Here is a 25,351-nt window from a genome sequence, read left to right as displayed (position 1 = left end):
TGATCCGTCACTGTTTGTTAACCATGAGCGCCGTTAATCGGGACCGATATTGTCGCGGGATTCCTCACATGCGCGATCTGCGCGCTCCCCCTGTTTGTCTGATTGCTGCGCTCGCGCTGTCGGGCTGCATGGGCCGGACGTCGCCGGTTGCCGGCGACCCCGGCCTCGACTCGATGGCTTACGGCCAGCCCTCCTATGCCGCGCCGATCGCCTATGCCGAGCCCGCGCCGAGGCGCGAGGCCTATAATCTCGGCCCCGGCGACAAGCTGCGCGTCGTGGTCTATGGCCAGGAAGGCCTCACCAACTCCTATGCGATCGATGCCGCCGGCGCGATCACGATGCCGCTGATCGGCTCGGTGCCGGCACGCGGCCGGACGCCGGCGGGGCTCGCCGCCGAGATCACCGCACGGCTGCGCAACGGCTTCATCCGCGAGCCTTCGGTGGCGGTCGAGATCGAGTCCTACCGGCCGTTCTTCATCCTCGGCGAAGTCCAGGCCCCTGGCCAATATCCCTACGTGCCCAACATGACGGTCGAGAGCGCGGTGGCGATCGCCGGCGGCTTCTCGCCGCGCGCCAGGCGCGACGAGGTCACCCTCACCCACACCGATGCATCGGGCGCAGGCCGCTTCGTTGCTCCCCTGGGCACCCCGATCGGGCCTGGCGACACCGTGTTCGTCGGCGAGCGCTGGTTCTGATCGATGGCCCAGGATCAAAACCAGCAAGCGCCGCTCCGCATCCTGCACGTCGTCCGTGCCCCGGTCGGCGGCATCATTCGCCACATCCTCGATGTCGCCAACGGCCAGATCGAGCGCGGCCACCATGTCGGTATCGTCGCCGACAGCCTGACCGGCGGCACCCGCGCCGACGGCGTGCTGGCCGAAATCGCGCCGCGCCTCACGCTCGGCGTCCACCGCGTGGCGATCCGCCGCGAGCCGCGCTTCGCCGACGTCATGGTCTGGGCGCATATCGCCGGGCTGATCCGCAAGCTGAAGCCCGACGTCGTGCACGGCCATGGCGCCAAAGCCGGCGCCTATGTTCGCCTGCGGCGGCGCTCGAGCAAGGTGATCCGGGTCTACACGCCGCATGGCGGCTCGCTGCACTACCCGCTCGATACCTGGAAGGGCCGCTTCTACAGCCAACTCGAGCGCACGCTGATGAACAGCACCGATCTGTTCCTGTTCGAGAGCGCGTTTGCCCGCGACACCTACCAGCGCACCGTGGGCAAGCCGACCGGCCTCGTGCGCTGCGTCTTCAACGGCGTCACGTCGGAGGAGTTCGAGCCGGTCCGGAGGGCCGACGACGCCACCGATGTGGCCTATGTCGGCGAGTTCCGGCGCATCAAGGGCGCCGACCTCCTGATCGACGCGGTGGCGAAACTGCGCGCCGAGGGCAAGCCGGTGACACTGACGCTCGGCGGCGACGGCGAGGAATTCGAGCGCCTCAAGGAACAGGTCAAGCGGCTGTCGCTAGGCGATGCCGTCCGCTTCATCGGCCACGTCAAGGCGCGCTTCGGCTTCTCCAAGGGCAGCCTGCTGGTGGTTCCCTCCCGCGGCGACTCGATGCCCTACGTGGTGATCGAGGCCGGCGCCGCCGGCGTTCCGATGATCGCCGCCAATGTGGGCGGCATCCCGGAGATCTTCGATACCCACACCGACGCCCTGTTCGCGCCGAGCAATGCGGGAGCGATGGCCGACGCCATCAAGGCCGCGCTGGACAATCCGATGGCGACCACAGCGCGCGCGCAGCAACTGCGCGAGCGCATCTCCGAGCATTTCTCACAGAGCGCAATGGTCGAGGGCGTGCTCGCCGGCTATCGCGACGCGTTTGCCGAACGTTAACCATTTCTTGCACACGTAACCGTTTCTTCCGATTTGTCCCCTTAAGTCGCGTCCAGGGGAATTTCGCTGCTGCGCGCGGATGCCCATCTGCATGCGCAGGAATGGACGTGGACTCGTGGAACCGTTTAACGCACGCTCGATGCTGGACGCCGCGGCGTCAGCGACGGCCGCTCAGCCGCAGATCGAACGCCGCCGCCGTTTGTCGCCGGCCGCGCTCGCCGTCACCAATCAAAAAGTTCGCGGCGCCTATTCGCCGGTCGTGATCGCCGGCGTGGTTCGCCTCGCCGATTTCGTGCTGCTCAGCCTGGTCGGCGTCGGGCTCTATCTCGCCTATGTCAGGCCGCTCGCCGGCGGCGGCATCCACTGGGGATACGTCAGCTCGATCCTCGGCATGTCGGCCGCGGCCGTGGTCTGCTTCCAGGCCGCCGACATCTACCAGGTGCAGATCTTCCGCGGCCAGCTCCGCCAGATGAGGCGGATGATCTCGTCATGGGCCTTCGTGTTCCTGCTGTTCATCGGCGTCTCCTTCCTGGTCAAGCTCGGCGGCGAGGTGTCGCGGGTCTGGCTGTCGTCGTTCTTCTGCGTCGGCCTCGCGGTGCTGATCGCCGAGCGGCTGCTGCTGCGCTCGATGGTGCGGGCCTGGGCGCATGACGGCCGGCTCGACCGCCGCACCATCATTGTCGGCGCCGACCAGAACGGCGAGCAGCTGATCGAGGCGCTGAACACCGACGACGACACCGACATCCACGTGCTCGGCGTGTTCGACGACCGCAATGACGCCCGCGCCATGGATACCTGCGCCGGCTCGCCGAAGCTCGGCAAGGTCGACGACATCGTCGAGTTCGCCCGCCGTACCCGGGTCGATCTCGTGCTGTTCGCGCTGCCGATCTCCGCCGAGACCCGCATCCTGGAAATGCTGAAGAAGCTCTGGGTGCTGCCGGTCGACATCCGCCTGTCGGCCCATACCAACAAGCTGCGCTTCAGGCCCCGTTCCTACTCCTATCTCGGCAAGGTGCCGACGCTGGATGTGTTCGAGGCGCCAATCACCGATTGGGATCTGGTGCTGAAATGGCTGTTCGACCGCGTGGTCGGCGGCCTCGCTTTGCTTGCCGCGCTGCCGGTACTCGGACTGGTGGCGCTCGCGGTGAAGCTCGACAGCCCCGGCCCGGTGCTGTTCCGCCAGAAGCGCTTCGGCTTCAATAATGAGCGGATCGACGTCTACAAATTCCGCTCGCTCTACCACCACCAGGCCGATCCCACCGCCTCCAAGGTGGTGACCAAGAACGATCCGCGCGTCACCCGCGTCGGCCGCTTCATCCGCAAGACCTCGCTCGACGAATTGCCGCAGCTGTTCAACGTCGTGCTGAAAGGCAACCTCTCGCTGGTCGGCCCGCGTCCGCACGCCGTGCAGAGCAAGCTGGAGAACCGGCTGTTCGACGAGGCCGTCGACGGCTATTTCGCCCGCCACCGCGTCAAGCCAGGGATCACCGGCTGGGCCCAGATCAACGGCTGGCGCGGCGAGGTCGACACCGACGAGAAGATCCAGAAGCGCGTCGAATACGACCTCTATTACATCGAGAACTGGTCGGTGCTGTTCGACCTCTACATCCTGCTCAAGACCCCGTTCTCGCTGGTTACCAAGAACGAGAACGCGTACTGAGAATTGAGATCAACTGCCGTCAGTGCGAGGAGCGAAGCGACGAAGCAACCCATGCCGCAATTCAGGGATAGGTGGATTGCTTCGCTTCGCTCGCAATGACGAACCAAGATTTTTGTACCGCGTTGCGTGAGTATCCGATGGCCTATGCGGCGACAGCCGGGACGTCTCAATCGCTGACATCGGCGCCGTCAGGCGTGCTGGCGTTGCAGCGGGCGCTGGTGTGGCTGGCCGGCGCGTCGATCGCCATCGTGTTCATCGAGCCGAGCCCGTATGAACTGGTCACGCTGACCGCCTGCGTGCTGTTCTTCGCCACCGGCCTGCGCATGCAGCTGGTGTTCATGCCGCTGTTGTTTTCGCTGATCGTGCTCAATGTCGGCTACAGCATCGGCGCGGTGCCGTTCCTCGACAAGCCGGAGGTGGTGAACTGGGTGCTCACCTCCTGGTACATGGCCGTCACCGTCGTGTTCTTCGCGATGGTGATGTCGGAGGACACCGAAGCGCGCCTCGACATGCTGCGCCGCGGCCTGATCGTCGGCGCGATGATCGCCTCGCTCGCCGGCATCGCCGGCTACTTCCATCTGGTGCCCGGCGGCTACGACCTGCTGACGCTGTACGATCGCGCCCGCGGCACTTTCAAGGATCCCAACGTGCTCGGCGCGTTCCTGATCCTTCCGGCGCTGTTCACGCTGCAAAGCGTGGTCTCCGACCGCTTCGGCAAGGCGTTCCGCAACGCCATCGCGTTCGGCATCATCTCGCTTGCGATCCTGCTGTCGTTCTCGCGTGCCGCCTGGGGCGGGCTCCTGATCACCGCGGCCTTCATGCTGGCGCTGATGGTGTTCACCAGCCGCTCGCAGGCGCAGCGCTCGCGCATCATCGTGATGACCTTGATCGCCGCGGTCCTGGCGGTCGCGCTGATCGCGGTGCTGCTCTCGATCGGCTCGGTCGCCGACATGTTCAAGCAGCGCGCGAGCTTCGACCAGAGCTACGACGAAGGCCGTTTCGGCCGCTTCGGCCGCCACATCCTCGGCGCCCAGATGGCGCTGGAATTGCCGTTCGGCATCGGGCCGCTGCAATTCCACACCTATTTTCCCGAGGACACCCACAACTCCTTCCTCAACGCCTTCATGTCGGGCGGCTGGATCTCGGGCATCTGCTATCCGGCGCTGGTGTTCGTCAGCGCGATCATCGGCTTCCGCTACATCTACACGCGGGTGCCGTGGCAGCGCGACTATCTTGCGATCTTCTCGGCATTCCTCGGCATCGCCGGCGAGAGCTTTATCATCGACACCGACCATTGGCGGCATTTCTGGATGATGCTGGGCACGATGTGGGGCATGTACGCGGCCACCGAGCGCTATCGCGCGATGCCGGCCGAAATCAGCGACGAGACTTCGGCGGCAGCTTGAGATTGGCGCGCTGCTCCGGCGGCATGTCGATCACCGCCTTCAGTGCTTCGGTTGCTTCCAGCACGCCCTTGTAGCCGTCATTGGCGAAACGCAGCAGCAGCCGCAACTCGTCGTCGCTGTAGCTGCTCCAGAGCTTGAGCATGGCGTTCTGCATCGGCACGTAGAACTTGCCGATCTCCATCGCCTTGTCCTCAACCACCGAGATGAAGACCTTGCGGCGGTCGCTCTCGTCCCGCTCGCGGCGCACGTAGCCCGCCTTCTCCAGGCGATCGATCACCCCGGTGATCGCACCCGTGGTCAGCCCGGTGACTTCGGCGAGCCGCCCCGCGGTGACGCGGCCCTCAAGGTGCAGGATGTCCATGCACTCCATATCGGAATTGGAAATTCCGGCCATGTTTGCAACGGCTTGACCGTACATCACGCCCTGCGCGGAGGACCGCCGCATGGCCTCCTCGAGTTGCTGCATCAGCGCATCGCGCGACTTGGCGCTTGACAAAGGCGACCTCTTACCTCAGAAGATAAATATCTTAGTGACTAAGATGATTAGCCACTAACCCTTCCTAGCCGACACGGATGCATGGAGCAAGACATGATGACCAGACGTCCCCGCAAGGCACTCATCATCGGCGCCGGCATCGCAGGTCCGGTGACCGCGATGTTCCTGACCCGCGCCGGCATCGAGGCCGAGCTCTATGAGGCCTGGCCCTATTCGACCGGGATCGGCGGCGGATTGCAGATCGCACCGAACGGCATGCATGTGCTGGCCGAACTCGGGCTCGCCGACGAGCTGATCCGCAACGGCTCGATCGCGGAGTCCTTCGACTTCTATTCGCAGAGCGGCAAGAAGCTCGGCTCGCTCAACCAGAACATGCAGCAACGCTTCGGCCAACCTGCGGTGAACATGTGCCGCGCGACCTTGAACGAGACGCTGATCGACAAGGCCTGGGCCTCCAACGTCTCGGTGTTCTTCGAGAAGCGCCTGGTCAAGATCGAGGATCGCGGCGATCAACCCGTGATCGCGTATTTCAACGACGGCACCACCGCCGAGGGCGATTTCGTGATCGGCGCCGACGGCGTGCATTCGGCGGCACGGCGGCACGTGATCCCGGACGGCCCGACGCCGTTCGACACCGGGCTGCTCGGCTTCGGCGGCTTCGTGCCGCGCAGGGTGATCGAGCATCTGCCGATCGGCCAGAAGGTCGAGACCACGTTCGGACAAAGCGGCTTCTTCGGTTACGGTCTGTGCAGCCCCGATCCGGATGCGGGTGCGATGTGGTGGAGCACGCAGCCGTCGCACGGCATGACCGCGGCGGCCTACCGGCTGCAAAGCCAGGACGCGATCAAGCAGCATCTGCGCGATTTCCACGCCGGCTGGCATGCGCCGATCCCCGCAATCATCGAGGCCGCCGAGAACATCGGGGTCACCGACACGCTCGACGTCGCGACGCTGCCGACCTGGTCGCGCAAGCGGACGCTCTTGATCGGCGATGCGGCGCACGCCACCAGCCCGCATGCCGGCCAGGGCGCATCGCTCGCGCTGGAGGACGCGCTGCGGCTCGGCATGCTGATGCGCGACGGCCAGGAGCTCGGCATGACCTTCCAGGCCTTCGAGCATGAGCGGCGCCCGCGCGCCGAGAAGATCGTGGCGATCGCCCGCCGCAACGGCAACAGCAAGCGCGAGTTCAGCCCGACCGGTGCCTGGCTGCGCGATCACATGCTGAAGCTGCTGCTGCCGGTGTCGTCCAAGGGCATGGACTTCATGTACGCGTACAATCCGCGGGCGGCGGCGTAGCGCTCTCGCTGTCATGCCCCGCGAAAGCGGGGCATCCAGTATTCCAGAGACGTCCGTGCCTGAGCGGATAGGCCGCGGCGTACTGGATCGCCCGGTCGAGGCCGGGCGATGACACTGAGCAAAATTGCGAGAAACTACTTCTCAACCTCGAACGTCAGCCCGGCGTGATCGACCAGGCGCTTGATCAGTTTTCCCTGCATCGCGGCTCCCGGCGTCCAGAAGCCGGGTGCGACGTCGGGCGTATCGCGCAACAGGCAGATCGCACATTCCGAGATCATCTTCGAGGTCGAGCCGTAGCCGGGATCGCGATCGCCCTTGATGCCGGCGCGGACCGTGCGGCCGTCGGGGGCCACCGCGAGATAGAGCAGATCGTAGCGGCCGTTCTCGCGCTCTTCCTTTGACGGCCCCTCGCCCGGCTTCGGCGCGCTCGGGCCGGTCTTCTCGGCGTTCAGCGCCATCACCTTCTTGGCATTGGCCTCGCCCTTCTCGCCGGGGCCGGTCAGGACCATCTCGTCGTAGACGAAGTCGCGTCCGTAGGGAAAGCCCATCAGCATGTTGGAGCGGTGGACGTTGCGCGTGTTGATCAGCGCCATCATGAACGGCGCGGTCCACGAGTGCAGATCCTCCTCATAGGCCGGCTTGCTGCCGCGCGGCTGCTTCGGGCCCTCGAAGCCCGGCGTCAGCGCGAACGGATTGTTGAGGATCGCAACCAGGCTGAGGTCCTTGGCGACCGCATCGAAGGTCGCCTTGGCACTTGCCGCGGTGCCGCCCGACAGCGTGCCGCGCATGTCGCGCACCCGGCCCTTGACGCGCGGTGCCGGCGCGCCGAACACGCGCCTGGCTTCCTCCTGGACAAAGAATGCGCCGAGCTCGAACGGCACGGAGTCGAAACCGCAGGAGAACACGATCCGCGCGCCGCTGGCCTTTGCCGCGGCCTCGTATTTATCGATCATCTGCCGCATCCAGACCGGCTCGCCGCAGAGATCGAAATAGTCGGTGCCGCTTTCCACGCAGGCGGCGATCAGCTCATTGCCATACAGCTGATACGGGCCGACCGTTGAAATGACCGACTTGGTCTGCGCCAGCATCGCCTTCAGCGATGCGGTGTCGCCGGCATCGGCAACGATCAGCGGCATGTCGGCGGGCGCGCCGATCGCATCGCGAACCGCGGCGAGCTTGTCCTTGCTGCGTCCGGCCATCGCCCATGTCAGGCTACTGTCGCGATAGTTCGCCGCGAGATATTCGGCGACCAGCTGGCCGGTGAAGCCGGTCGCTCCGTAGACGACGATATCGAGTTTCGACGAGGACATGGATCAGGCTCCCACACAACGAAATTGCCCCGTTTTGTCATTGCGAGCGAAGCGAAGCAATCCATTTCACCGCGTGTGCGGTGCGATGGATTGCTTCGTCGCTATCGCTCCTCGCAATGACGCGCGTGCCGCTACTTTTTGTACGACACCCCCATGCCGGCGCGGACGTCGGCCTGAATGCCATAGGGCGCGATCGGGTAGCGCAGGCCGTTCTTGGCAAGCTGCTTCATTCCGGCGATCGCCTTCACCAGATAGGCCGGCGGCAGCGCCATCAGCATCTCCTCATCGGGCACGCCGCCATAGCGGCGCTCGGCGAAGCACGGCAGCGACAGGCTCGGCTCGCCGGTCTTCAGCGCCCGCCCCCACGAATCCGCGCAGGCGGTCTCGCCGACGACGCCCCATTCGAACTTCTTGTAGCCGGTATGTTGCAGCCCGTTGATCAGGATGATCATCTGCCCCGGCGTCGCATAGACGAGGCAAATGTCGGGCGGATTGAGGCGGCCGCTGGTCAGCGGGCTCACCGCCATCGCCTGGTACTGGCCATAAGGCACCACGTCGAGCGCTTCCTGGCGCTTGCGCGCGTCTTCCGCTGTGCCATGCCAGACGCCGACATAGTTCTCGCCGGCAAGCCACGTCTCGTCCTGCGGCGCGAGCCCGATCACCGCGCGGCATTGCGCGCCGACCAGATCGTCGGCGGTGATGCCGACGGTCCAGCCGAGCCGCGAGGCCATGCTGACAATCTGGTCCGTGGTGTGCACCGCCGACGGTCGGCGAATTTTTGGAATCGCCTCCATCTCCTCGACGCGCGCGAACATCTTGATGCCGATCACCGTGGTCTTCAGCCGCAGCAGGCCGTTCAGATCGGCGACGGTCGCGGCGAGATCGAATTGTTCCGGCGGTGTCTGTTGCTGCATGCGTAAGCTCCCGTGATCGGCGGCCTGGCGCCGCCTGTTGCATGGATGTTAGCCGGAATGCACGGTCGACGCGACAGGTGCCTTGCGCTACCGCGCAGCCGGTCCCGGCAGCAGATCGTCGGTTTTGCCGGCCAGACGATAGGCCACGAGCCCGATCCACTCCCGCGTGCCGAGATCGGTGCGCGACAGGCCCTCGATCGCCAGCGTCGCGAAGCTCATGACATTGCCGACCCGCCAGTCGACCGGATAGGCCTCGACGTCGAATCCCACCTTGCGGAACAGCCCGACCGCGCGCGGCATGTGATAGGCAGAGGTCACGAGCAGCCAACGCTCGCCCGGCTTGGGATCGACCAGCGCCTTGGAAAATTCGGCGTTCTCCACCGTGTTGCGCGAGCGGCGCTCGATAGTCACTCGCGACTTGGGAATGCCGAGGCTCTCGAACATCTCGGCGGCATAGTCGGCCTCGCGCGCATCGTTCGAGATCAAATTGGCGCTGCCGCCGGTGAACACCAGGCGCGCGTTCGGATATCGGCGCGCGAGCGCGGCGGCAGCGATGACGCGATCGGCGGCGCTGCGCACCACCGGCGTGCCGTGTGCAACCGACAGGTCGGCATCGATCGAGCCGCCGAGCACGATGATGCCGTCGGGCGCGCCGCGCGAGGCGTCCCATGGCGGGAAGCGCTGCTCCAAGGTCGCGATCAGCACACTGCCGAGCGGCGAGAAGCCGCAGATTGCGAGCAGCAGCACCGAGGCCACCATCAATCTGCGGCCGAGGCGCGCAAACCGCATCAGCACCAGCACGGCGCCGATCACGCCGATGCCGATCAGGAAATTGATCGGCAGCAGCATGATGCCGAGCGTCTTGGAGAGCACAAAAAACAAGGGAAGCCTCTGCGAAGTTCTGCTACAGCGTCATACGCTGCTGGCCATGCAATAAAAAGAAGTCACATGACCCATCATCATCTGAAATCCAGCCCCGAAACCTGCCATTGGGGCTTCTTCGAAGCCAAGCTGAAGCCGGTCCTGACCATCGCGAGCGGCGACGAGGTCACGATCGAGACCGTCAGCGGCGGCGCCGATGTGGTGCCCGACCGCGGCAAATTCCATGTCCCGCCGGAGCTCGACGAGATCCATGCGAAGTGTGAGCGGATGGTGCCCGGGCACATCCTGACCGGCCCGATCGCGGTTGCCGGCGCCGAGCCCGGCGACGTGCTCGAGGTCGATATCCTCGACGTCCAGCTGCGCCAGGACTGGGGCTACAACCTGATCAAGCCGCTGTCCGGCACCCTGCCCGACGATTTCCATGAGACCCGCATCCTCAACATCCCGCTCGATCGCGCGCGGATGGTCGGCCGCATGCCCTGGGGACTCGACCTGCCGCTGAAGCCGTTCTTCGGCGTGATGGGCGTGTCGCCGCCGCCGGCCTGGGGCCGCATCTCCTCGCTGATCCCGCGCGCGATGGGCGGCAATCTCGACAACAAGGAGCTCGGCGCCGGCGCCAAGCTCTATCTGCCGGTGTTCGTGCCGGGCGCGCTGTTCTCCTGCGGCGACGGCCACGGCGTGCAGGGCGACGGCGAGGTCTGCGTCACCGCGATCGAGACCGCGCTCACCGGCCGCTTCCGCCTCACCCTGCGCAAGGATCTCAAGCTCGCCTATCCGCGCGCCGAGACCGCCGACCACTACATGACCATGGCGATGGATCCCGACCTCGACCAGTGCGTGGTGCGGGCGCTGCGCGACATGATCGTGCTGCTCGGCGAGAAGCGCAACCTGTCGCGCGAGGACGCCTACACGCTGTGCAGCCTGGCCGCCGACCTGCGCGTGACGCAGACGGTCAACGGCTCCAAGGGCATTCACTGCATGATCGCCAAATCCGTGGTCCACGGCTGACAGCCGGTCGATAGGCCGCACTTGTGTTCCGCAAGCGCGGCTCGCTACACTCCCCCTCCTAACGAACAAAAATGGACGGGGACGGATATGCTGAAGGACAGGCTTTCGCCGGCCGACGAGGCTCTGCGCGACAAGGAGATGCAGGAGACGCTCGCCGCCTGCCCGCGCATCCTCGATCTCATCGCCCGCGGCCCGCAGGCCGCTCCGGACGCTGAGGCCGCGATCTATCTGCGCTCGCCGCTCGATCGCAACCCGGTCGTGATCTCGAACGATCAATTGATGGGCTCGATCAAGGCTGCGGAAGACTATTTCCGCGGCCAGGGCATCGGCAAGGACGATGCGGTGGCGATCCTGGTGCCGGCGTGTCCGGCAAGCATCGTCGCGATCTTCGGCGCGGCCGCCTGCGGCGTCGCCGAACCGCTCAATTTGTTGTTCACCCGCGAAGCGATCGCAGCCCAACTCAATGCGATCAACGCCAAACTGCTGCTGGCGCCGCCGCCGGGCATGCCCGGCGGGCTGTATGAGCGGATCGAAGGCCTCGAGCGCGAGGTGCCGTCGCTCAAAGGCGTCGTGATCGTGCCGCTCGACGGCACGATCTCGTTCGACGGCGAGGTGCTGCGGCCGGATCCGGCGTGGCGCGACGACTACGGCAAGTCCAGGGATATGCGCGAGGCCGACCGCGTCGCGGTGATGCTGCCGACCGGCGGCACGACAGGCCATCCCAAGGTGGCGCGGCTCACCAACCGCGCGATGGTCGCCTCCACCGTCTCGTCGCGAATGGCGCTCGATTTCCATCGCGGCGAGCGCGCGATGATCACGATGCCGCTGTTCCATGTCGGCGGCCTGTTCTGCACCTCCGCCAATTGCCTGTCGGCGGGCACGACGATGGTGATCCCCGGCCCCGCCGGCGCGCGCGATCCGGCGCTGGTCCGCAACTTCTGGCAGATCATCGAGCAATACCGCATCAACATCGCCGGCAACGTGCCGACCATCCTCGGCGCGCTGGCCGACGTTCCGGTCGGGGAGAGCGACATCTCGACCCTGCGCGTCACCGCCACCGGTGCCTCGATCTGCCCGCCGGAGATCGAGCGGCGTTATCTCGCGACCTGGGGCGGCGCCTGCATCCAGCAGCTTTACGGCATGACCGAACTCGCCGGCGCCATCACCCATGACGTGCACGGCGTGAAGCCGCGTGCCGAAAGCGTCGGCACCCGCAATCCGCTGGTCGAGCTTGCGATCCTCGAGGGCGACAAGCTGCACACCGGGCCGTGGCCCTCGCCGGTCGGCGAGCTCCTGACACGGGGTCCGCAGGTGTTTGCGGGCTATGTCGACAAGAAGCAGACCGAGGAGGCGTTCCGCGACGGCTGGCTGCGCACCGGCGACATCTGCCGGATCGATGCCGACGGTTTCGTCTACATCCTGGGCCGCGCCAAGGACGTCATCATCCGCGGCGGCCACAACATCGATCCGCGCGCCATCGAGGACGCCGCGCTGGCCTTCCCGGGCGTGGCGCTGGCTGCGGCCGTCGGGCGTCCCGACACCTATGCCGGCGAGGTGCCGATGCTGTTCGTCTCGGCGCAGCCGGGCGCCCAGATCGATCCGAACGCGCTCGCGGCGTTCGTGCAGGAGAATATCCTGGAGCCGCCGGCGCGGCCGCGCGTGGTGTCGGTGATTGCGGAGATGCCGGTCACGCCGGTCGGCAAGATCTTCAAGCCCAAGCTGCGCGAGATCGCCGCCGGCGAGGCGGCGCGTGAGTTGCTGGCGCTCGAAGGGTTGTCCGGCGAGGTCAGCGTCGACGCCATCACCGACCCGTCCCGCGGGCTATACCTGAGCGTGAAGGCACCGCCGGACAAGGCCGAAACGGCGGAGCGGCTTCTCAAGAAGTTCCCGGTCAAGGTCGAAGTACGACCCTAACCACTTCATTTGTCTCGATAATCAGACAAACGCGGCGCGCCGGAGTTGATCAGCGGCGTGCCGCTGGGCGGCTGTCTTCATTTTGCGGCTGAACGGCTTGACGGACAGCCTTATTCCTAAATAGACTCTAAATAGATACTTTTCAGTACGGGCGTTCAGAGTTAAGCGTTTCACCATGGCTACGGAAAAGGCCGAAACCGACCGCGTCCCGGTCACGTTGGCGCTCTCGACCATCGGATACCTCGAGAAGCTGGTGAGACAGGGCACCCACGGCACGAGCGTCCCGGGCGTCGCACGGACATTGATCGAGGAAGGCATTCGGCTCGCCATCAAGGACGGGTTGCTTGCAATCCGCGACAACGGCCGCACGCCCTGAGAGCATCCCTCGCGACAAACGCGAAAGCGTTTGGGCGGAGCTCAAGAACTAAGGGCGCGTGTGCCGGCGCGGCGGTTCAACACAGAACGTGGAACCGTCAGATGATTGCGATCGAACCCACCTGGACGCCGGAGCGCGTCGACCAACTCAAGATCTACTTTGAAGCCGGCCTCTCCTGCCGCGACATCGCCGTCAATATCGGCGTCAGCCGCAATGCGGTGATCGGCAAGCTGTCGCGGCTGAACCTGATGCGTACGACGCCGGACCAACGCCGCGCACGGCGCAAGAAGTCCGCCGCAAACGCCGCGCAGCGGGCGACCGCGAAGCAGCAGCTGCAGTTGCTGGAGGCGCTCTACGAACCGGAGCCCCGCGACGCGCCCGTTGTCAGCGCCAACAATTGCTCGCTGTTCGAGCTCAGCGAGCAGCGCTGCCGCTGGCCGATCAGCAGCCCGGGCGCCGACGATTTCTGCTTCTGCGGCAACCCGCCGCTCGGCGGCATGCCCTATTGCTCAGGGCATTACCGCCTCGCCTATCAGGCAGGATCGCGCCAGCGCGCGATGCGCGGGTAGTTAACCCCGTCATCCTGAGGAGGCCGCAACGCGGCCGTCTCGAAGGATGAACGGCCACCAGCTCGGCCGCGCATGCTTCGAGACGCGCGTTCCGCGCTCCTCCAGCGACAACGGCAAAGCCGTCGCGCGGGCATGACGGATCTTATGAGGATTGATCAACCGACCTTCCAGCCGGTCGCCGCGACGAGGTCCTGATAAAACTCCGGCGTGTAGGCCTGCTCCGGGGTCCTACGCACGCGCTCGTCGAGCAGGTGGGCATCGTCGCCGACCAGGATGCGCCAGCGATCGGTCTTGACGCCATCGAGGATGATCTTGGCGGCGGCGGCCGCCGTGGTCGGCGCCTCGTCATGGAAGATGCGGGCGCGATCGAGCGCGAGCTGCTGGATGTCGGCATCCGACATCTTGGCGACATCGATGCCCTGCCCTTGCAGACGCTGCCGGGCCTGTTTCAGCTCGTCGGCATTGAGTTGATCGGCGCCGTTCTGCACCTTGCGCGAGTTCGACACGATCGAGGTGCCGATGTGGCCGGGCATCACCACCGAGCACTTCACATGCGGCGCGTTGAGACGGAGATCGTTGATCATTGCCTCGGTGAAGCCCTTCACGGCGAATTTCGCCGCGCTGTAGGCGGTGTGCGATACGCCGAGACCGACCGAGGCCCAGAAGCCGTTGACGCTCGAGGTGTTGACGATGTGCGCCTCGTCGGCCTTCACCAGGAGCGGCAGGAAGGTACGGACGCCGAGATAGACGCCGCCCCAGCAGATGTTGAAGGTGCGCTCCCACTGCTCGCGAGTGTTGGTGAACAGGCTGCCACCGCCGCCGATGCCGGCATTGTTGAACAGCAGATGGATCTTGTCGGTCGCCTGCTGCTCGATCAGCTCGTCGCGGAAACGCTTGTAGTGATCCTCGATCGAGACGTCGGCAACGTGCGTGGTGATGCGCAGGCCCTGCGGCAGCTTCTCGACCTCGCAGAGCCGCTTGGTCTCGGCCATCGCCTCGGCCGAGACATCGCACATCGCGACGTTGCAGCCCTCGGCCACGAGCTGCCGCGCCAGCTCGCGCCCCATGCCCGTGCCGCCACCGGTGATGACGGCAATCTTCCCGGCAAAATCCTTCATGTGAGATCCGTTCCCTGATTTTTCTCGCCCTGATTTTTCTTTTCGGTTGGAGCGCGGATCGCAGTCCCAACCGCTTGGTGTAAGGCAGTCTACATCACCGAATTATCGCGCAGCAACGCCGCCTGCTGGCACGCGCAAGCGAGCTGAGTGCAGCAGATCGAGGCGGCGGGCGACGCAACGAAATCATTCCGCGAGACGAACAATCCGACTTCAATAATCGGAAGCGACAGATCGCCAACATCTTGAACGGATGAGGCGTGACAACGCTGATCGCGATCGCCGCTGCAATTTCCGACGCAGCTGTCACAGGCGCGGAAGCGATGACGCGGCCGGCGTGTGCCAGTCCACCGGACTAATGCGAATGGCTGGAGCCGACGATGCTGTTGCCGGGAGCAGACGTAACGGCCGCGTCGGCACGGAGTCCACCGGCATCATGTGCCGGGAGCACGGGACGCGGTGGAAAGAGGAAACGCCAGAGGCCGCGCCAAGAGAAGTCGATCACCACCTCATGGTGCCGCAATCCCTTGCCGCCCTTTACCAGCCCGAGATCCCGGATCAAGCAATAATGGCCGCTGCTCATGCGAGCCAGGCGGCTGTTCTTGAAGCGTCCCATGACTGACGAGAATGCACTGCGGATCGATTCCGTCAAATCTTGACGGCCTCGAATCGGAGAGGACGACGACGGGAGCAAGCTCGCATCATGGCCGGGCCCAGGCCTTGAATCGAAAGAGCCTTGAATCGAAAGAGCTTCGAATCAAAAGAGCCTTGAATCAAAAACCTCCGGCAGGGCATTGCCGGAGGTTTGGGAGGCTTAGCAGAGAGCTAAGAGCCATCATGCAATGTGTTGGCTGACGGCTATATAGTTTAGTAGATCAGGTAAGTAAATAAGTTTGCAGGCGAATGAATCGCATGGCTCGTCTTCGTTGTTCGCGTGGACCGAAATGACGCAGCCAACGCCTTCATCAATCCCGCTTTGACGTCCTTTGTTCACGCCAGGCGGCAGCCACTTCGCCGAACCACGCTCGCAGCTTTCGCGGCTGCTGTTTCCCAAACAAAAACCCCGGCAGTTGCCTGCCGGGGTTCTGTTGGATCGTGATCAGATCAACCGGTATTACCAGTTGCGCTGAGCGCGGAAGAGCATCTGGACAGTGTCCTGATCCTTCAGCTCGTAGGTTGCGCTCGGCTTGCCGATACCAGCCGAAGAGGTGGTGATCGTGCCGGCATACTTCTGATCGAGATGGACGTAGGTCACGTCGGCCGAGAAGGTCAGGTTCTTGACCGGGGTCCAACGGGTGATCACGCCGATCTGACCGATGTTGTAGTCGGGGTTGCAGCTGGTCACGCCAGCGCCGCCGCCGAAGGCGGTGCGGAACGTACCACCGACGCCGCCAATGCCGCAAATGAGCGACTTGGCCGTGTCGTTATACATGACCGCAGCGTAAGCACCGTACAAGCTGGTGTTCCAGTAGGGATCCCAGTTGTGGGTGTACGCACCGCGGAAGCCCCAGGTCTTGATCGACTGCTGCTGGCCATTCAAACCGAACACCGTGTCGGGTGCCGTGCCGAAGCCAACGCTCTGATAGACGCCGGGCAGGTTCGAACCGCCATAGATGGCGACCGAGCTGAACTGGCTGGCCAGTTCCTGGATGTTGTAACGGGTCGCACCGTCGGTGTAGACGCCCTGGATGTTGATGGTGTCGCCGGGGCCGGTCGGAATGTTCTTGATCGACAGGGCCAGTGCACCAGCCCAACCCCACTTGTCGTCGGGATGACCGGTCAGCTCGGTGCCACCGTAATAGGCAGCATGGTTGTCATGCGCGGCCACCGACGCCTGGAAGATACCCCAGGCCTGGTCGACCTTGAGCGCAGCGACGAAGTCCGGCGCGATCGTGCCGGCGTAGTCGCTCGAGCCGTAGGCGCCGCCAACCGAGAGGTTGTTCACGCCAGCCTGCATGTAGGCAACCTGATCCTGCGCCGACAGAGCCAGCGACACGCCGTTGCCGAACTGCGCGGTGTAGGTGAACTGGTTGATGCCGTTGGTGGTGCTCACGCCACCGACGAGACCGTCGTAGTTGTTGCCCGGATAACCGTTCCAGGGAGCAGCGAACTGCGAGACCGCCTTACCGATGGTGAAGCCGGCGAACTGGATGAAGGCGTAGTAGACGCCGACCGTGCCGGCAGCAACGCCACCCGACGAGGCATTGTTCGGCGCCGCCGAGGTGCCGATCGCCGAGTAGATCGACGAGCCGTTGCCCTGGCCGGTGTAGCTGTCCGAGGTCCAGGTGAACACTGCATCGAAATAGGTGCGGACCACGCCGTACTCGGTCGCGGTGCGCGTATCGATGTTCAGGTCTTCACGCGAACGCCAGGTGTAGCCGTTGGTGAAACGGTTGTTGGCACCGCTGGCGCCGTTGACGTTCGGGCCGTAGACGCTGTTGCCGTTGACGACCACGTCGGCGCGAACAAAGCCGCCCAGCTTGATGCAGGTGTCAGTGCCGGGGATGTAGTAGAAGCCCGGGCCATACAGGGAGCAAACCTTCACGTACTCGACCGCTTTGGCCTTGACGGGAAGATCGGCCGCCTGTGCCCCGCCGACCGCGACCAGCGCAGCAGCCGAGCTCAGAATAAGGCTCTTCGCCAATTTCATATTAAACCTCCAAGTTGCTCATATGCGGAGAGTCCAAGGCTGCGAGCGCCCTGTGATCCTCCCGCATTGTCCAAGACCGCTTTCCCCAAACCCCGCACCCGCAGATCAATCTGTGGTGTGCGACGGACTTGAACGATCACCGCAACGGGACGATCGAGATTCCCCTACCGCCGGGTTCAATATGCATTGGCGAGTTCGCCAATCAAAATAGTTTATAAAGTCAGGAATGCGAATGCGGCCACACTGTGTCTCGCCGGCAACGCTGGTGGTAAGCCCTTTACCTACCTGAGAAAACTTGTCACACCCTATTTCGTCGAATCTTCACGCGCCCGTTATAATTACTTTACGTTCACTTGCGTTCGTTGGTGGCTTACGAGAAAAATTCGACCGCCAAGGCGGGAAACCAAGAAATAAATCAGCGCAAAGCTGAGTCGGCACCTAAGGGAAGAGGAAAGCTTTGTCAGTGACAAGGAAGGATACGACGCGCCAGCGCGCCATCGAACATCTCGACCTCATCAAACGATTCACGCTCGAGATTTCATCGATCAATTCGCATCTGGAACGGGTCCGCCAGATCTGGGGCAAGGCCCTCGGTGTCAGCGGTCCGCAGTGGATGATCCTGATCGCCATCTCGGATCTCGACAAGGATGACGGCGTGCCGATCAACGTGGTGTCGAAGCTGCTGCACGTCGATCCGTCATTCGTGACCACGCAGTCGAAGCTGCTCGAGCAGAAGGAACTGCTGCGCCGCGCGCCCTCCCCGGCCGACGCGCGCGTGGTGCGGCTGTCACTGACCGACAAGACCCGCAAGCATCTCGCCGGCCTTTCCGAGCAGCACAAGGCGTTCAAGAAGACCGTGTTCGAGGAGTTCAGCGAGGCTGAGCTGGCCGAATTCACCGGCAAGCTTGCGATGCTGACCAACCGCCTCGAAAAGGCCTGCCTGATTGTCGCGATGGATGCCGAGAGCTGAAACGCGGGCCACAGCGGGGTCCAAAACAACCCCACCACCGAATGCTTCGGGGAACCGGCCTCCCAGATGGCAGCCATTATAAGGCCCAGATAAGGCCCAGTCCGCCTTGCGCGAACACAGGATCGCGGCTAATGGAACGGCATCGGAGCGTGGCGCAGCCCGGTTAGCGCACTAGTCTGGGAGACTAGGGGTCGGAGGTTCAAATCCTCTCGCTCCGACCATTCTTCAAACTCAAAACTTAGCCGTCCTTCATCGCCGCGTCGATCATCTGCCGGCAGGCAACCAGTTCCTGCAGCACGCGCTCGAGCCGCTCCCGATCGACCGTGGGAACGGAGGGACGCACCGGCGGCGCTGCAGCGGACGCCCTTCCGGGCTGCGCCGCGGCCTTGCCCGGCTGGGCGTGCGCCTTGTAGGTCGAGAGGATCGGATCCTCGTCGGGATCGACGAATCGGTAATCGATGCCCTGCTCGTCGCCGTCGGCTTCCTCGCTGTCGAAATCCAGGCCGTCATTGCCGTCGTGCTCATCCGGCTCGGCCATGCTGTTGCCGACCGCCTCCTCGACCGCGCCGAACGAGACGGCCGCGGTCTGGTCGGCGATGCCCTGCACGGACTTGATACCGTGCTCTTTCAGGATCCGCTGCACGCCGCGGATGGTGTAGCCCTCGCCATAGAGCAGCCGGCGGATGCCCTTGAGCAGGTCGACGTCGTCGGGGCGATAATAGCGGCGTCCGCCGCTGCGCTTCATCGGCTTGATCTGCGCGAAGCGGGTTTCCCAGAATCGCAGCACATGCTGGGGAATGTCGAGCTCGTCAGCGACCTCGCTGATGGTACGGAACGCATCCGGCGCCTTGTCCAAATGCCCGCTCCTTCTACCTCAATGCCCAGAGCCTTGCCGGTTCCGATCAAATCGGAACGCGGCCCTGGATGCTAGGTTTGGCGCGTCTTCTTCACGCGAATCGGGAATCCACTTCGCTTGAAAACGCTTTACAGCATGATCCGGAAAAGTGCGAAGCGGTTTTCCGAAAGGATCATGCTCAAACAAACAAGCTAAAGCGCGACCGCGCTTTAGTCGGCCTTGCTGCCGTCGCCATTGGTGACGACGTGGCCATTGATCCGCTGCTTCAGGATAGCCGACGGCTTGAACACCATCACGCGCCGCGGCGAAATCGGCACCTCGGTGCCGGTCTTCGGATTGCGGCCGATACGCTGGCCCTTCTTGCGCACCATGAAGGAGCCGAACGAGGACAGCTTCACCGTCTCACCCTTTTCCAGGCAATCGGTGATCTCCTTCAGCACCAACTCGACAAACGCCGATGATTCCGTGCGCGACAGCCCTACCTTTTGGTAGACCGCCTCACACAAATCGACGCGCGTTACCGTTTTTCCAGTTCCCGTGGTCATCGCCTGCCCCGCACTCTCGGCGAACAATTTCTTGACTGAAATTAAAAGCTTAGCGCGCAATGGTCAACAGCGACCAGCATTCGGGCGCCGGAAAGATACCGGCAACTTGTCGGTACTCTTTAACGAGGCGCTACCAGCGCACGAGCGCCGAACCCCAGGTGAAGCCGCCGCCCATCGCCTCGAACAGCACCAGATCGCCCTTCTTGACGCGTCCGTCCCTGACCGCGACCGACAGCGCCAGCGGGATCGAGGCCGCCGAGGTGTTGCCGTGCTTGTCGACCGTCAAGACCACCTTCTGCGGCGCAATATGCAGCTTGTGGGCCGAAGCATCGATGATTCGCTTGTTGGCCTGATGCGGAATGAACCAGTTGATGTCCTCGGCGGTAAAGCCGGTGGCGTTGAACGCATCGACGATCACGTCGGTGATCATGCCGACAGCGTGCTTGAACACCTCGCGACCTTCCATCCGGAGATATCCGACCGTCTTGGTCGAGCCGGGGCCGCCATCGACGAACAGCTTCGACTTGTGGCGCCCGTCGGAGCGCAGATGCGTGGTCAGCACGCCCGGATCGTCTGTGGTGCCGGAATGCTGCTGCGCCTCGAGCACGACCGCACCGGCGCCGTCGCCGAACAGCACGCAGGTGCCGCGGTCGTTCCAGTCGAGGATCCGCGAAAAGGTCTCGGCACCGATCACCAGCGCCCGCTTGTGGTGGCCGGCGCGCAGGAAATTATCCGCGGTGGTCAGCGCGAAGACGAAGCCGGAGCACACCGCCTGCAGGTCGAAGGCGACACCGTGGTTGATGCCGAGCGCATGCTGGACCGCAACCGCGGTGGCCGGAAAGGTGTTGTCGGGCGTCGAGGTCGCCAGCACGATCAGGTCGATCGACTGCGCGTCGACCTTGGCGTCGGCCAGCGCGGCCTGCGCGGCCTTGATCGCGAGATGCGAGGTGAACTCGTCGTCGGCCGCGATGTGGCGCTCGCTGATGCCGGTGCGCTGCACGATCCAGTCGTCAGACGTGTCGATCCGGCTGGCCAGTTCGGCATTGGTCAAAACCCGCTCCGGCAGATAGGAGCCGCAGCCGAGCACTACCGAACGTATCGCAGTCACGAGACAGCCTCCTGCGCGGTCTGCGCCTGCACCAGCGCACTGCCGTCGCGATTAAGCATCTGATTGATCTTGGTGAGGAGATCGAAGCGGGCCATCTCATAGCCAACATCGACCGCATAGGCAAAGCCTTCCGCGTTGGTGCCGCCATGGCTCTTGACCACGACGCCATTCAAACCCAATAGCACGCCGCCGTTCGACTTGTTGGGGTCCATCTTGTCACGCAATGCCCGGAAAGCGCGGCGGGCCAGCAGATAGCCGAGCTTGGACATCCAGCTCCGTTGCATCTCGTTACGGAGCAATTCCGCCATCTGCCGGGCGGTTCCTTCGGCCGCTTTCAGCGCGATATTGCCGCTGAAACCTTCGGTCACGATCACGTCGGCCAGACCCTTGCCGATGCCGTCGCCCTCGACGAAACCGATATAGTCGAGTTCCGGCAGGTTCATCGCACGCAGGATTTCGCCGGCCTCGCGAATCTCCTCGTGTCCCTTGATCTCCTCGGTTCCGATGTTCAGGAGACCCACCGTGGGCCGCGGCTTGTCGAATTGCACGCTCGCCATCGCAGCGCCCATGACCGCCAGCGACACCAGGTGGCGCGCGTCGCCGCCGATCGTGGCGCCGAGGTCGAGCACGACGGACTCCCCGCGCTTGGTCGGCCAGATCGCGGTGATGGCTGGCCGGTCGATCCCCGGCAGGGTCCGCAGGTTGAACCGCGCCATCGCCATCAGTGCGCCGGTGTTGCCGGCCGACACCGCCACATCGGCCTCGCGCTTCTTCACCGCGTCGATCGCAAGCCACATCGAGGAGGTCTTGCGGCCACGCCGCAGCGCCTGGCTCGGCTTCTCGTCCCCCGCCACGGCGACATCGGTATGGATCACCTTCGAGACAGCCTTGAGCGGGGGATATTTCGCGAGCTCGGGATCGATCTTGGCCTGGTCGCCGACCAGCAGGAATTCGCTGTCGGGATGCCGGCTCAATGAGATCGCAGCGCCGGGAATGACGACCGATGCGCCCTCATCGCCCCCCATGGCGTCAAGCGCGATTCGAACCTTGTGAGGCATGAACGTCCCGGAAGCCTGCTCTCCCACAGCCCTTCAGACGAAGACCGCGAGCTTGAAGTCACCGCCGTCAACGGCGCGCGGCCAAACACCAATTCGGGTCTAGGCCGGGCCGCGACAATAGCGTGTCCACGGTTCGGCACAACCTCTTGACCGCAAAGGATGGCGTTGCCGAACCGTCACGCGGCGCCACTCAACAATACCAGAAATGCGTTGTACTTCAACACATTATGAAACTTATTTGAAGTGACGCCAGACACCGCTCGCGCAGCGGCGCAAGCAAGCCATCCCCTCAAATGTTGGCCGAAGGCACCTTCGACTTCGCTCAGCCGCCGTCTTTGGGCTTCTTGCCGTCAGGCTTGCCCTTCAGCGCCTTCAGCGCCGCGAAGGGATGATTTTCCGGATCAGGCGCTTCAACTTCCTGTTCAAAGACTGCATCCGACTTGCGCGGATACGGGTCTATGCCGAGGAACAGCGCGTCGGTGGCGAGCCGGCCGATGTCGATGAATCCGCCCGTGATCGGCTCCGGCGGGTCCGGCGTTTCTTCGTCGCCGTCCTCGGCATCGTCGACGAGGTCGGACATCTCCGGAATCTGCTCCGGCGGCGCAAACACCACATCGATCGGCTCAATGATCTCATTCTCGATCGGATCGAGCGTGACCACGCAGGTCTGCCCGATGCGGGCCTGGACCCGGCCGGTGACGTGGTAACTGCCGTCGCTCTTCGGCTGCAGGTCGAACTCCGCCCGCGCCGAGACGACCTCGCGCAGCTCCGCGACTTCGGCCATCGCCTTGCGCGCGGCCTCGTCGGCCGCGATCTCGCGATGCAGCCCGGTCTCGGGAATCTGCGCGACATTGACGAGCACGCGCCAAGGGTCGCGGTTATCGCGGTCCGGCCGCCCTGTTGTGCCACTGCTCATGCCGCAGTGCCCGCAGCCTGCGGCGCCGGAAAGCGCCACGCGCCCCTGGTCAGCGCCGCGAGGTCGGCGCGCGCCAATTCCGCCATCGCCTCCCGGGCATAGGCGGCGAGGTCGCGGGCCTTGTCGAGGGCCTCGCCATTGAGGATGTTCTTGCAGAACGACGCGGCCAACGCCTCGTCGCTGTCAGCCGCCGCCAGATCATAGGCCGCGGTACGGCCGTAGAAGGCCTCGCCGAACGCCTGCATGCGCTTGGGCACCGTGAGGTCGCCGACGCCCATTTCCCGGAGATTGTCGTCCATGTCGATGCAGAAATGATCGAACAAGGCCTGCGATAATTCCGCGCCGCCGTCTGCGGATTTGAGTCGCCGCAACACCAGCCACAGATGCATCAGAAGCAAGTCAAAACGCCCATTAACCGTGTCGGGAACGCCCAAGTCACGGTAAAACAACGGTTCTCGCGCCTGCGTCACGATCATGCCATAGATGGTCTCAATGGTGCTGCGCGCGGGCACCCGGGGTTTTCTGAAGTGATTGAACGGCCAAAGCATGACGGGTTCCGGCTGCCGGTCCCCAAAGGGACGCCTGTTGAGGGGGCGCCCGTAGGACGCCGGCGTTATTGCAATCCATTGAGCTGCCCGGTACGTCAATGCCCCGGCCGATGCAAGAGGACGGATCAGATCCGCCGATGAACCACACCCTTTCACGACAGTCTCGCGCGGCTTCCGCGCGCGGGTTCCTTTCGCGCTTCCGCGCCATCGCGGTCGTTGGCCTCGTCTGCTCCGCCGCCCTCGGCGGCTGCACCGGCGAACAATTCCAGAAGGGCTATATCCTGCCCGATGGCGCGCTCGAGCAGATTCCGATCGGCGCCAGCCAGGATCAGGTCCTGATCGTGCTCGGCACGCCCTCGACGGTCGCAACGCTGGACGGTGAGGTGTTCTATTACATCTCGCAGCGGACCTCGCGCCCGGTCGCCTTCATGAATCAGCGCGTGATCGACCAGCGCGTGATCGCGGTTTATTTCGACAAGAACCGCCAGGTGCGCCGGCTCGCCAATTACGGCTTGAAGGACGGCAAGATCTTCGACTTCGTCAGCCGCACCACGCCGACGTCGGGCCAGGAAATGTCCTATCTGACGCCGCTCTTCAAGCTGCTGAGCTTCAACTAGAGCGTTTTCGAGCGAAGTGGACTTCCGGTTCGCGTGAAGAAAACGCGTCGAACGGGAGTCCAAAACCTCTGCTGCGCCAAGTTGTCGCGCTTGCCCGACGGGCAAGCGGTCCCCTAGGCTTGTTCGCAAACAAGAAGCCTGAACAGGGGGTAAGCGCGTGAGAGCCAAGAGATTTTCCCGTCGCACGGTATTGTCGGGCGCATCCGTGCTGGCGGCCGCGTCGATCCTGCCGCGCGCCGGTCTCGGCGCCGGCGATTGGCGGCCGAACGAGACGGTTCGCATCATCGTGCCGGCAGCGGCCGGCGGCTCGACCGACGTGATGGGGCGTCTGCTGGCGGCACATTTGCAGCCGCTCTGGGGCCAGTCGGTCGTGGTGGAGAATCGCTCCGGCGCCGGCGGCACCATCGGCACGGCCGAGGTCGCGCGCAGCAAGGGCGACGGGCACACCATCCTGATCGGCAATCCCGGCCCCAACGCGATCGCCTACAGCATCTTCCGCAACCTGACCTACAAGGCCGACCAGTTGCAGGCGGTCTCCAACATGATCCGGATCCCGAACATCGTCTCGGCGCATCCGTCGACCGGCATCAAGTCGATCCCGGAACTGATCGCCTATCTGAAGAAGAACCCCGACAAGCTGACCTACGGCTCGTCCGGCACCGGGCAGAGCCCTCACCTCACCGGCGCCTGGTTCCTGCAGCTCACTGGGCTGAAGATGACGCATGTGCCGTTCCGCGGCGCCGGACCCGCATTGCAGGCGGCGCTTGCCGGCGACATCCAGATCCTGTTCGACAACCTCTATCCGTCGCTGCCGCAGGTGCAGGACGGCAAGCTCAACGGGCTCTGCGTCACCACGACCGAGCGCAGCGAGTCCGCGCCCAATCTGCCGACGATGCGCGAGGCTGCGCCGGAGCTGGCAAAGTTCGACGTCGCGTCCTGGTTCGGCGTGTTCCTGCCGAAGACCGCACCCGCGTCCGTCGTCGACGAGCTGAACCGCCAGATCAAGGCGATGCTGGAGCGCGACGACGTCAAGAAGAACATCAGTGGCATGGGCGCGCGCGCCGACTACGGCACGCCGCAGCAATTCTCCGATTTCGTCGATGCCGAGACCAAGAAGTTCGCCGCCATCATCGAGAAGGAAGGACTCCAGATGGAGGTGAAATAGCTTCCGAACAAGGCTCGCGCCGCGCACTCCGCGTCATCCCTGAGGAGCCGCGCGCTTGTGCGGCGTCTCGAAGGATGGCCGCATGCACCGCCTCTCATCCTTCGAGGCTCGCTCCGCTCGCACCTCAGGATGGC

Annotated in this window: 25 protein-coding genes and 1 tRNA gene; 13 read left to right on the top strand and 13 right to left on the bottom strand. The window is 64.3% G+C overall.

All coding sequences use genetic code 11. The features are described from left to right. Window positions 1–68: 68 nt before the first annotated feature. The 4 genes from ACVW17_RS25630 (at window position 69) to ACVW17_RS25615 (ending at window position 4,904) form a co-directional block, all read left to right on the top strand. Window positions 69–695 (top strand): polysaccharide biosynthesis/export family protein, encoded by a 627-nt coding sequence (locus ACVW17_RS25630; RefSeq protein ID WP_456754460.1) that lies wholly within the window; start codon window positions 69–71, stop codon window positions 693–695. A 3-nt stretch (window positions 696–698) separates the two neighbouring features. Next, entirely contained in the window at window positions 699–1,838 is a 1,140-nt protein-coding gene (locus tag ACVW17_RS25625; RefSeq protein ID WP_456797991.1) for a glycosyltransferase family 4 protein, read from the top strand. Window positions 1,839–1,953: 115 nt separating this feature from the next. Next, the gene (locus ACVW17_RS25620) at window positions 1,954–3,498 is read left to right on the top strand and encodes an undecaprenyl-phosphate glucose phosphotransferase (RefSeq protein WP_456797990.1); all 1,545 of its coding nucleotides are present in this window, start codon (window positions 1,954–1,956) and stop codon (window positions 3,496–3,498) included. A 137-nt stretch (window positions 3,499–3,635) separates the two neighbouring features. Continuing rightward, window positions 3,636–4,904, top strand: a complete 1,269-nt coding sequence (locus tag ACVW17_RS25615; protein ID WP_456798996.1) for an O-antigen ligase family protein — start codon at window positions 3,636–3,638, stop codon at window positions 4,902–4,904. Here ACVW17_RS25615 and ACVW17_RS25610 read toward each other — a convergent pair. Next, entirely contained in the window at window positions 4,876–5,349 is a 474-nt protein-coding gene (locus ACVW17_RS25610) for a MarR family transcriptional regulator (protein ID WP_456798995.1), read from the bottom strand. The genes ACVW17_RS25615 and ACVW17_RS25610 overlap by 29 nt on opposite strands. Window positions 5,350–5,496: 147 nt before the next feature. Here ACVW17_RS25610 and ACVW17_RS25605 point away from each other — a divergent pair, with 147 nt between their 5' ends. Beyond that, window positions 5,497–6,696: an FAD-dependent oxidoreductase gene (locus ACVW17_RS25605; RefSeq protein WP_456797989.1), complete on the top strand. Its 1,200-nt coding sequence runs from the start codon at window positions 5,497–5,499 to the stop codon at window positions 6,694–6,696. Window positions 6,697–6,830: 134 nt separating this feature from the next. Here ACVW17_RS25605 and ACVW17_RS25600 read toward each other — a convergent pair whose 3' ends face one another. The 3 genes from ACVW17_RS25600 to ACVW17_RS25590 form a co-directional block, all read right to left on the bottom strand. After that, window positions 6,831–8,006: a saccharopine dehydrogenase family protein gene (locus tag ACVW17_RS25600; protein ID WP_456797988.1), complete on the bottom strand. Its 1,176-nt coding sequence runs from the start codon at window positions 8,004–8,006 to the stop codon at window positions 6,831–6,833. A gap of 131 nt (window positions 8,007–8,137) precedes the next feature. Beyond that, entirely contained in the window at window positions 8,138–8,920 is a 783-nt protein-coding gene (locus ACVW17_RS25595; protein WP_456797987.1) for a DUF169 domain-containing protein, read from the bottom strand. A gap of 87 nt (window positions 8,921–9,007) precedes the next feature. After that, window positions 9,008–9,802 carry a YdcF family protein gene (locus tag ACVW17_RS25590; RefSeq protein WP_456797986.1) on the bottom strand — a complete coding sequence of 265 codons (795 nt, stop codon included), beginning with the start codon at window positions 9,800–9,802 and terminating at the stop codon, window positions 9,008–9,010. A gap of 66 nt (window positions 9,803–9,868) precedes the next feature. Here ACVW17_RS25590 and ACVW17_RS25585 point away from each other — a divergent pair, with 66 nt between their 5' ends. The 4 genes from ACVW17_RS25585 (at window position 9,869) to ACVW17_RS25570 (ending at window position 13,669) form a co-directional block, all read left to right on the top strand. Continuing rightward, window positions 9,869–10,810 carry an acetamidase/formamidase family protein gene (locus ACVW17_RS25585; RefSeq protein WP_456797985.1) on the top strand — a complete coding sequence of 314 codons (942 nt, stop codon included), beginning with the start codon at window positions 9,869–9,871 and terminating at the stop codon, window positions 10,808–10,810. Between the two features lie 87 nt (window positions 10,811–10,897). Then, window positions 10,898–12,724, top strand: coding sequence for an AMP-binding protein (locus ACVW17_RS25580; protein ID WP_456797984.1), 1,827 nt, complete (start codon window positions 10,898–10,900; stop codon window positions 12,722–12,724). Between the two features lie 175 nt (window positions 12,725–12,899). Then, window positions 12,900–13,100 (top strand): hypothetical protein, encoded by a 201-nt coding sequence (locus ACVW17_RS25575; protein WP_016844973.1) that lies wholly within the window; start codon window positions 12,900–12,902, stop codon window positions 13,098–13,100. A 101-nt stretch (window positions 13,101–13,201) separates the two neighbouring features. Next, window positions 13,202–13,669, top strand: a complete 468-nt coding sequence (locus ACVW17_RS25570) for a GcrA family cell cycle regulator (protein WP_456754450.1) — start codon at window positions 13,202–13,204, stop codon at window positions 13,667–13,669. A 155-nt stretch (window positions 13,670–13,824) separates the two neighbouring features. Here the strand turns inward: ACVW17_RS25570 and ACVW17_RS25565 are convergent, their stop codons facing one another. The 3 genes from ACVW17_RS25565 to ACVW17_RS25555 all read right to left on the bottom strand — a co-directional run bounded on the left by ACVW17_RS25565 (window position 13,825) and on the right by ACVW17_RS25555 (window position 17,434). Next, window positions 13,825–14,787, bottom strand: coding sequence for an SDR family oxidoreductase (locus tag ACVW17_RS25565; RefSeq protein ID WP_456797983.1), 963 nt, complete (start codon window positions 14,785–14,787; stop codon window positions 13,825–13,827). Between the two features lie 352 nt (window positions 14,788–15,139). Then, the gene (locus ACVW17_RS25560) at window positions 15,140–15,367 is read right to left on the bottom strand and encodes a hypothetical protein (RefSeq protein ID WP_456798994.1); all 228 of its coding nucleotides are present in this window, start codon (window positions 15,365–15,367) and stop codon (window positions 15,140–15,142) included. 531 nt (window positions 15,368–15,898) lie between these two features. Then, window positions 15,899–17,434 (bottom strand): porin, encoded by a 1,536-nt coding sequence (locus ACVW17_RS25555; protein WP_456754448.1) that lies wholly within the window; start codon window positions 17,432–17,434, stop codon window positions 15,899–15,901. Between the two features lie 457 nt (window positions 17,435–17,891). Here ACVW17_RS25555 and ACVW17_RS25550 point away from each other — a divergent pair, with 457 nt between their 5' ends. Both ACVW17_RS25550 and ACVW17_RS25545 read left to right on the top strand, forming a co-directional pair. Beyond that, complete coding sequence (locus ACVW17_RS25550; protein WP_456754447.1) at window positions 17,892–18,404, top strand: MarR family winged helix-turn-helix transcriptional regulator; 513 nt, start codon at window positions 17,892–17,894, stop codon at window positions 18,402–18,404. 143 nt (window positions 18,405–18,547) lie between these two features. Beyond that, window positions 18,548–18,625, top strand: a tRNA-Pro gene (locus tag ACVW17_RS25545). A gap of 17 nt (window positions 18,626–18,642) precedes the next feature. Here ACVW17_RS25545 and ACVW17_RS25540 read toward each other — a convergent pair. The 6 genes from ACVW17_RS25540 to ACVW17_RS25515 all read right to left on the bottom strand — a co-directional run bounded on the left by ACVW17_RS25540 (window position 18,643) and on the right by ACVW17_RS25515 (window position 23,435). Continuing rightward, window positions 18,643–19,260, bottom strand: a complete 618-nt coding sequence (locus ACVW17_RS25540; protein ID WP_456754446.1) for a MerR family transcriptional regulator — start codon at window positions 19,258–19,260, stop codon at window positions 18,643–18,645. Between the two features lie 209 nt (window positions 19,261–19,469). Continuing rightward, the gene (locus ACVW17_RS25535) at window positions 19,470–19,805 is read right to left on the bottom strand and encodes an integration host factor subunit alpha (protein WP_035631661.1); all 336 of its coding nucleotides are present in this window, start codon (window positions 19,803–19,805) and stop codon (window positions 19,470–19,472) included. A gap of 130 nt (window positions 19,806–19,935) precedes the next feature. Further along, complete coding sequence (locus ACVW17_RS25530; protein WP_456754445.1) at window positions 19,936–20,913, bottom strand: beta-ketoacyl-ACP synthase III; 978 nt, start codon at window positions 20,911–20,913, stop codon at window positions 19,936–19,938. Further along, complete coding sequence (plsX, locus tag ACVW17_RS25525; RefSeq protein WP_456754444.1) at window positions 20,910–21,971, bottom strand: phosphate acyltransferase PlsX; 1,062 nt, start codon at window positions 21,969–21,971, stop codon at window positions 20,910–20,912. Before plsX ends, ACVW17_RS25530 begins: the two co-directional genes overlap by 4 nt. Before the next feature lie 322 nt (window positions 21,972–22,293). After that, window positions 22,294–22,887: a YceD family protein gene (locus tag ACVW17_RS25520; protein WP_456756530.1), complete on the bottom strand. Its 594-nt coding sequence runs from the start codon at window positions 22,885–22,887 to the stop codon at window positions 22,294–22,296. Beyond that, window positions 22,884–23,435, bottom strand: coding sequence for a ubiquinol-cytochrome C chaperone family protein (locus ACVW17_RS25515; protein WP_456754443.1), 552 nt, complete (start codon window positions 23,433–23,435; stop codon window positions 22,884–22,886). Before ACVW17_RS25515 ends, ACVW17_RS25520 begins: the two co-directional genes overlap by 4 nt. A 137-nt stretch (window positions 23,436–23,572) precedes the next feature. Here ACVW17_RS25515 and ACVW17_RS25510 point away from each other — a divergent pair, with 137 nt between their 5' ends. Together ACVW17_RS25510 and ACVW17_RS25505 are read left to right on the top strand one after the other, a co-directional pair. After that, the gene (locus ACVW17_RS25510; RefSeq protein WP_456754442.1) at window positions 23,573–24,052 is read left to right on the top strand and encodes an outer membrane protein assembly factor BamE; all 480 of its coding nucleotides are present in this window, start codon (window positions 23,573–23,575) and stop codon (window positions 24,050–24,052) included. A gap of 157 nt (window positions 24,053–24,209) precedes the next feature. After that, window positions 24,210–25,217: a Bug family tripartite tricarboxylate transporter substrate binding protein gene (locus ACVW17_RS25505; protein ID WP_456754441.1), complete on the top strand. Its 1,008-nt coding sequence runs from the start codon at window positions 24,210–24,212 to the stop codon at window positions 25,215–25,217. The last annotated feature ends 134 nt before the right edge of the window (window positions 25,218–25,351 follow it).

Source organism: Bradyrhizobium sp. USDA 4473 (assembly GCF_054063335.1).
The sequence above is the reverse complement of the archived record's forward strand: the minus strand, read 5'-3'. Positions and strand labels throughout refer to the sequence as shown.

Bases quoted from the DNA above. Each gene is read 5' to 3' on its own strand.
- ACVW17_RS25630 (WP_456754460.1), top strand. From the start codon at position 69: ATGCGCGATCTGCGCGCTCCCCCTGTTTGTCTGATTGCTGCGCTCGCG.
- ACVW17_RS25625 (WP_456797991.1), top strand. From the start codon at position 699: ATGGCCCAGGATCAAAACCAGCAAGCGCCGCTCCGCATCCTGCACGTC.
- ACVW17_RS25615 (WP_456798996.1), top strand. From the start codon at position 3,636: ATGGCCTATGCGGCGACAGCCGGGACGTCTCAATCGCTGACATCGGCG.
- ACVW17_RS25610 (WP_456798995.1), bottom strand. From the start codon at position 5,349: ATGCGGCGGTCCTCCGCGCAGGGCGTGATGTACGGTCAAGCCGTTGCA.
- ACVW17_RS25605 (WP_456797989.1), top strand. From the start codon at position 5,497: ATGACCAGACGTCCCCGCAAGGCACTCATCATCGGCGCCGGCATCGCA.
- ACVW17_RS25600 (WP_456797988.1), bottom strand. From the start codon at position 8,006: ATGTCCTCGTCGAAACTCGATATCGTCGTCTACGGAGCGACCGGCTTC.
- ACVW17_RS25595 (WP_456797987.1), bottom strand. From the start codon at position 8,920: ATGCAGCAACAGACACCGCCGGAACAATTCGATCTCGCCGCGACCGTC.
- ACVW17_RS25585 (WP_456797985.1), top strand. From the start codon at position 9,869: ATGACCCATCATCATCTGAAATCCAGCCCCGAAACCTGCCATTGGGGC.
- ACVW17_RS25580 (WP_456797984.1), top strand. From the start codon at position 10,898: ATGCTGAAGGACAGGCTTTCGCCGGCCGACGAGGCTCTGCGCGACAAG.
- ACVW17_RS25575 (WP_016844973.1), top strand. From the start codon at position 12,900: ATGGCTACGGAAAAGGCCGAAACCGACCGCGTCCCGGTCACGTTGGCG.
- ACVW17_RS25570 (WP_456754450.1), top strand. From the start codon at position 13,202: ATGATTGCGATCGAACCCACCTGGACGCCGGAGCGCGTCGACCAACTC.
- ACVW17_RS25565 (WP_456797983.1), bottom strand. From the start codon at position 14,787: ATGAAGGATTTTGCCGGGAAGATTGCCGTCATCACCGGTGGCGGCACG.
- ACVW17_RS25560 (WP_456798994.1), bottom strand. From the start codon at position 15,367: ATGAGCAGCGGCCATTATTGCTTGATCCGGGATCTCGGGCTGGTAAAG.
- ACVW17_RS25555 (WP_456754448.1), bottom strand. From the start codon at position 17,434: ATGAAATTGGCGAAGAGCCTTATTCTGAGCTCGGCTGCTGCGCTGGTC.
- ACVW17_RS25535 (WP_035631661.1), bottom strand. From the start codon at position 19,805: ATGACCACGGGAACTGGAAAAACGGTAACGCGCGTCGATTTGTGTGAG.
- plsX (WP_456754444.1), bottom strand. From the start codon at position 21,971: ATGCCTCACAAGGTTCGAATCGCGCTTGACGCCATGGGGGGCGATGAG.
- ACVW17_RS25520 (WP_456756530.1), bottom strand. From the start codon at position 22,887: ATGAGCAGTGGCACAACAGGGCGGCCGGACCGCGATAACCGCGACCCT.
- ACVW17_RS25515 (WP_456754443.1), bottom strand. From the start codon at position 23,435: ATGCTTTGGCCGTTCAATCACTTCAGAAAACCCCGGGTGCCCGCGCGC.
- ACVW17_RS25510 (WP_456754442.1), top strand. From the start codon at position 23,573: ATGAACCACACCCTTTCACGACAGTCTCGCGCGGCTTCCGCGCGCGGG.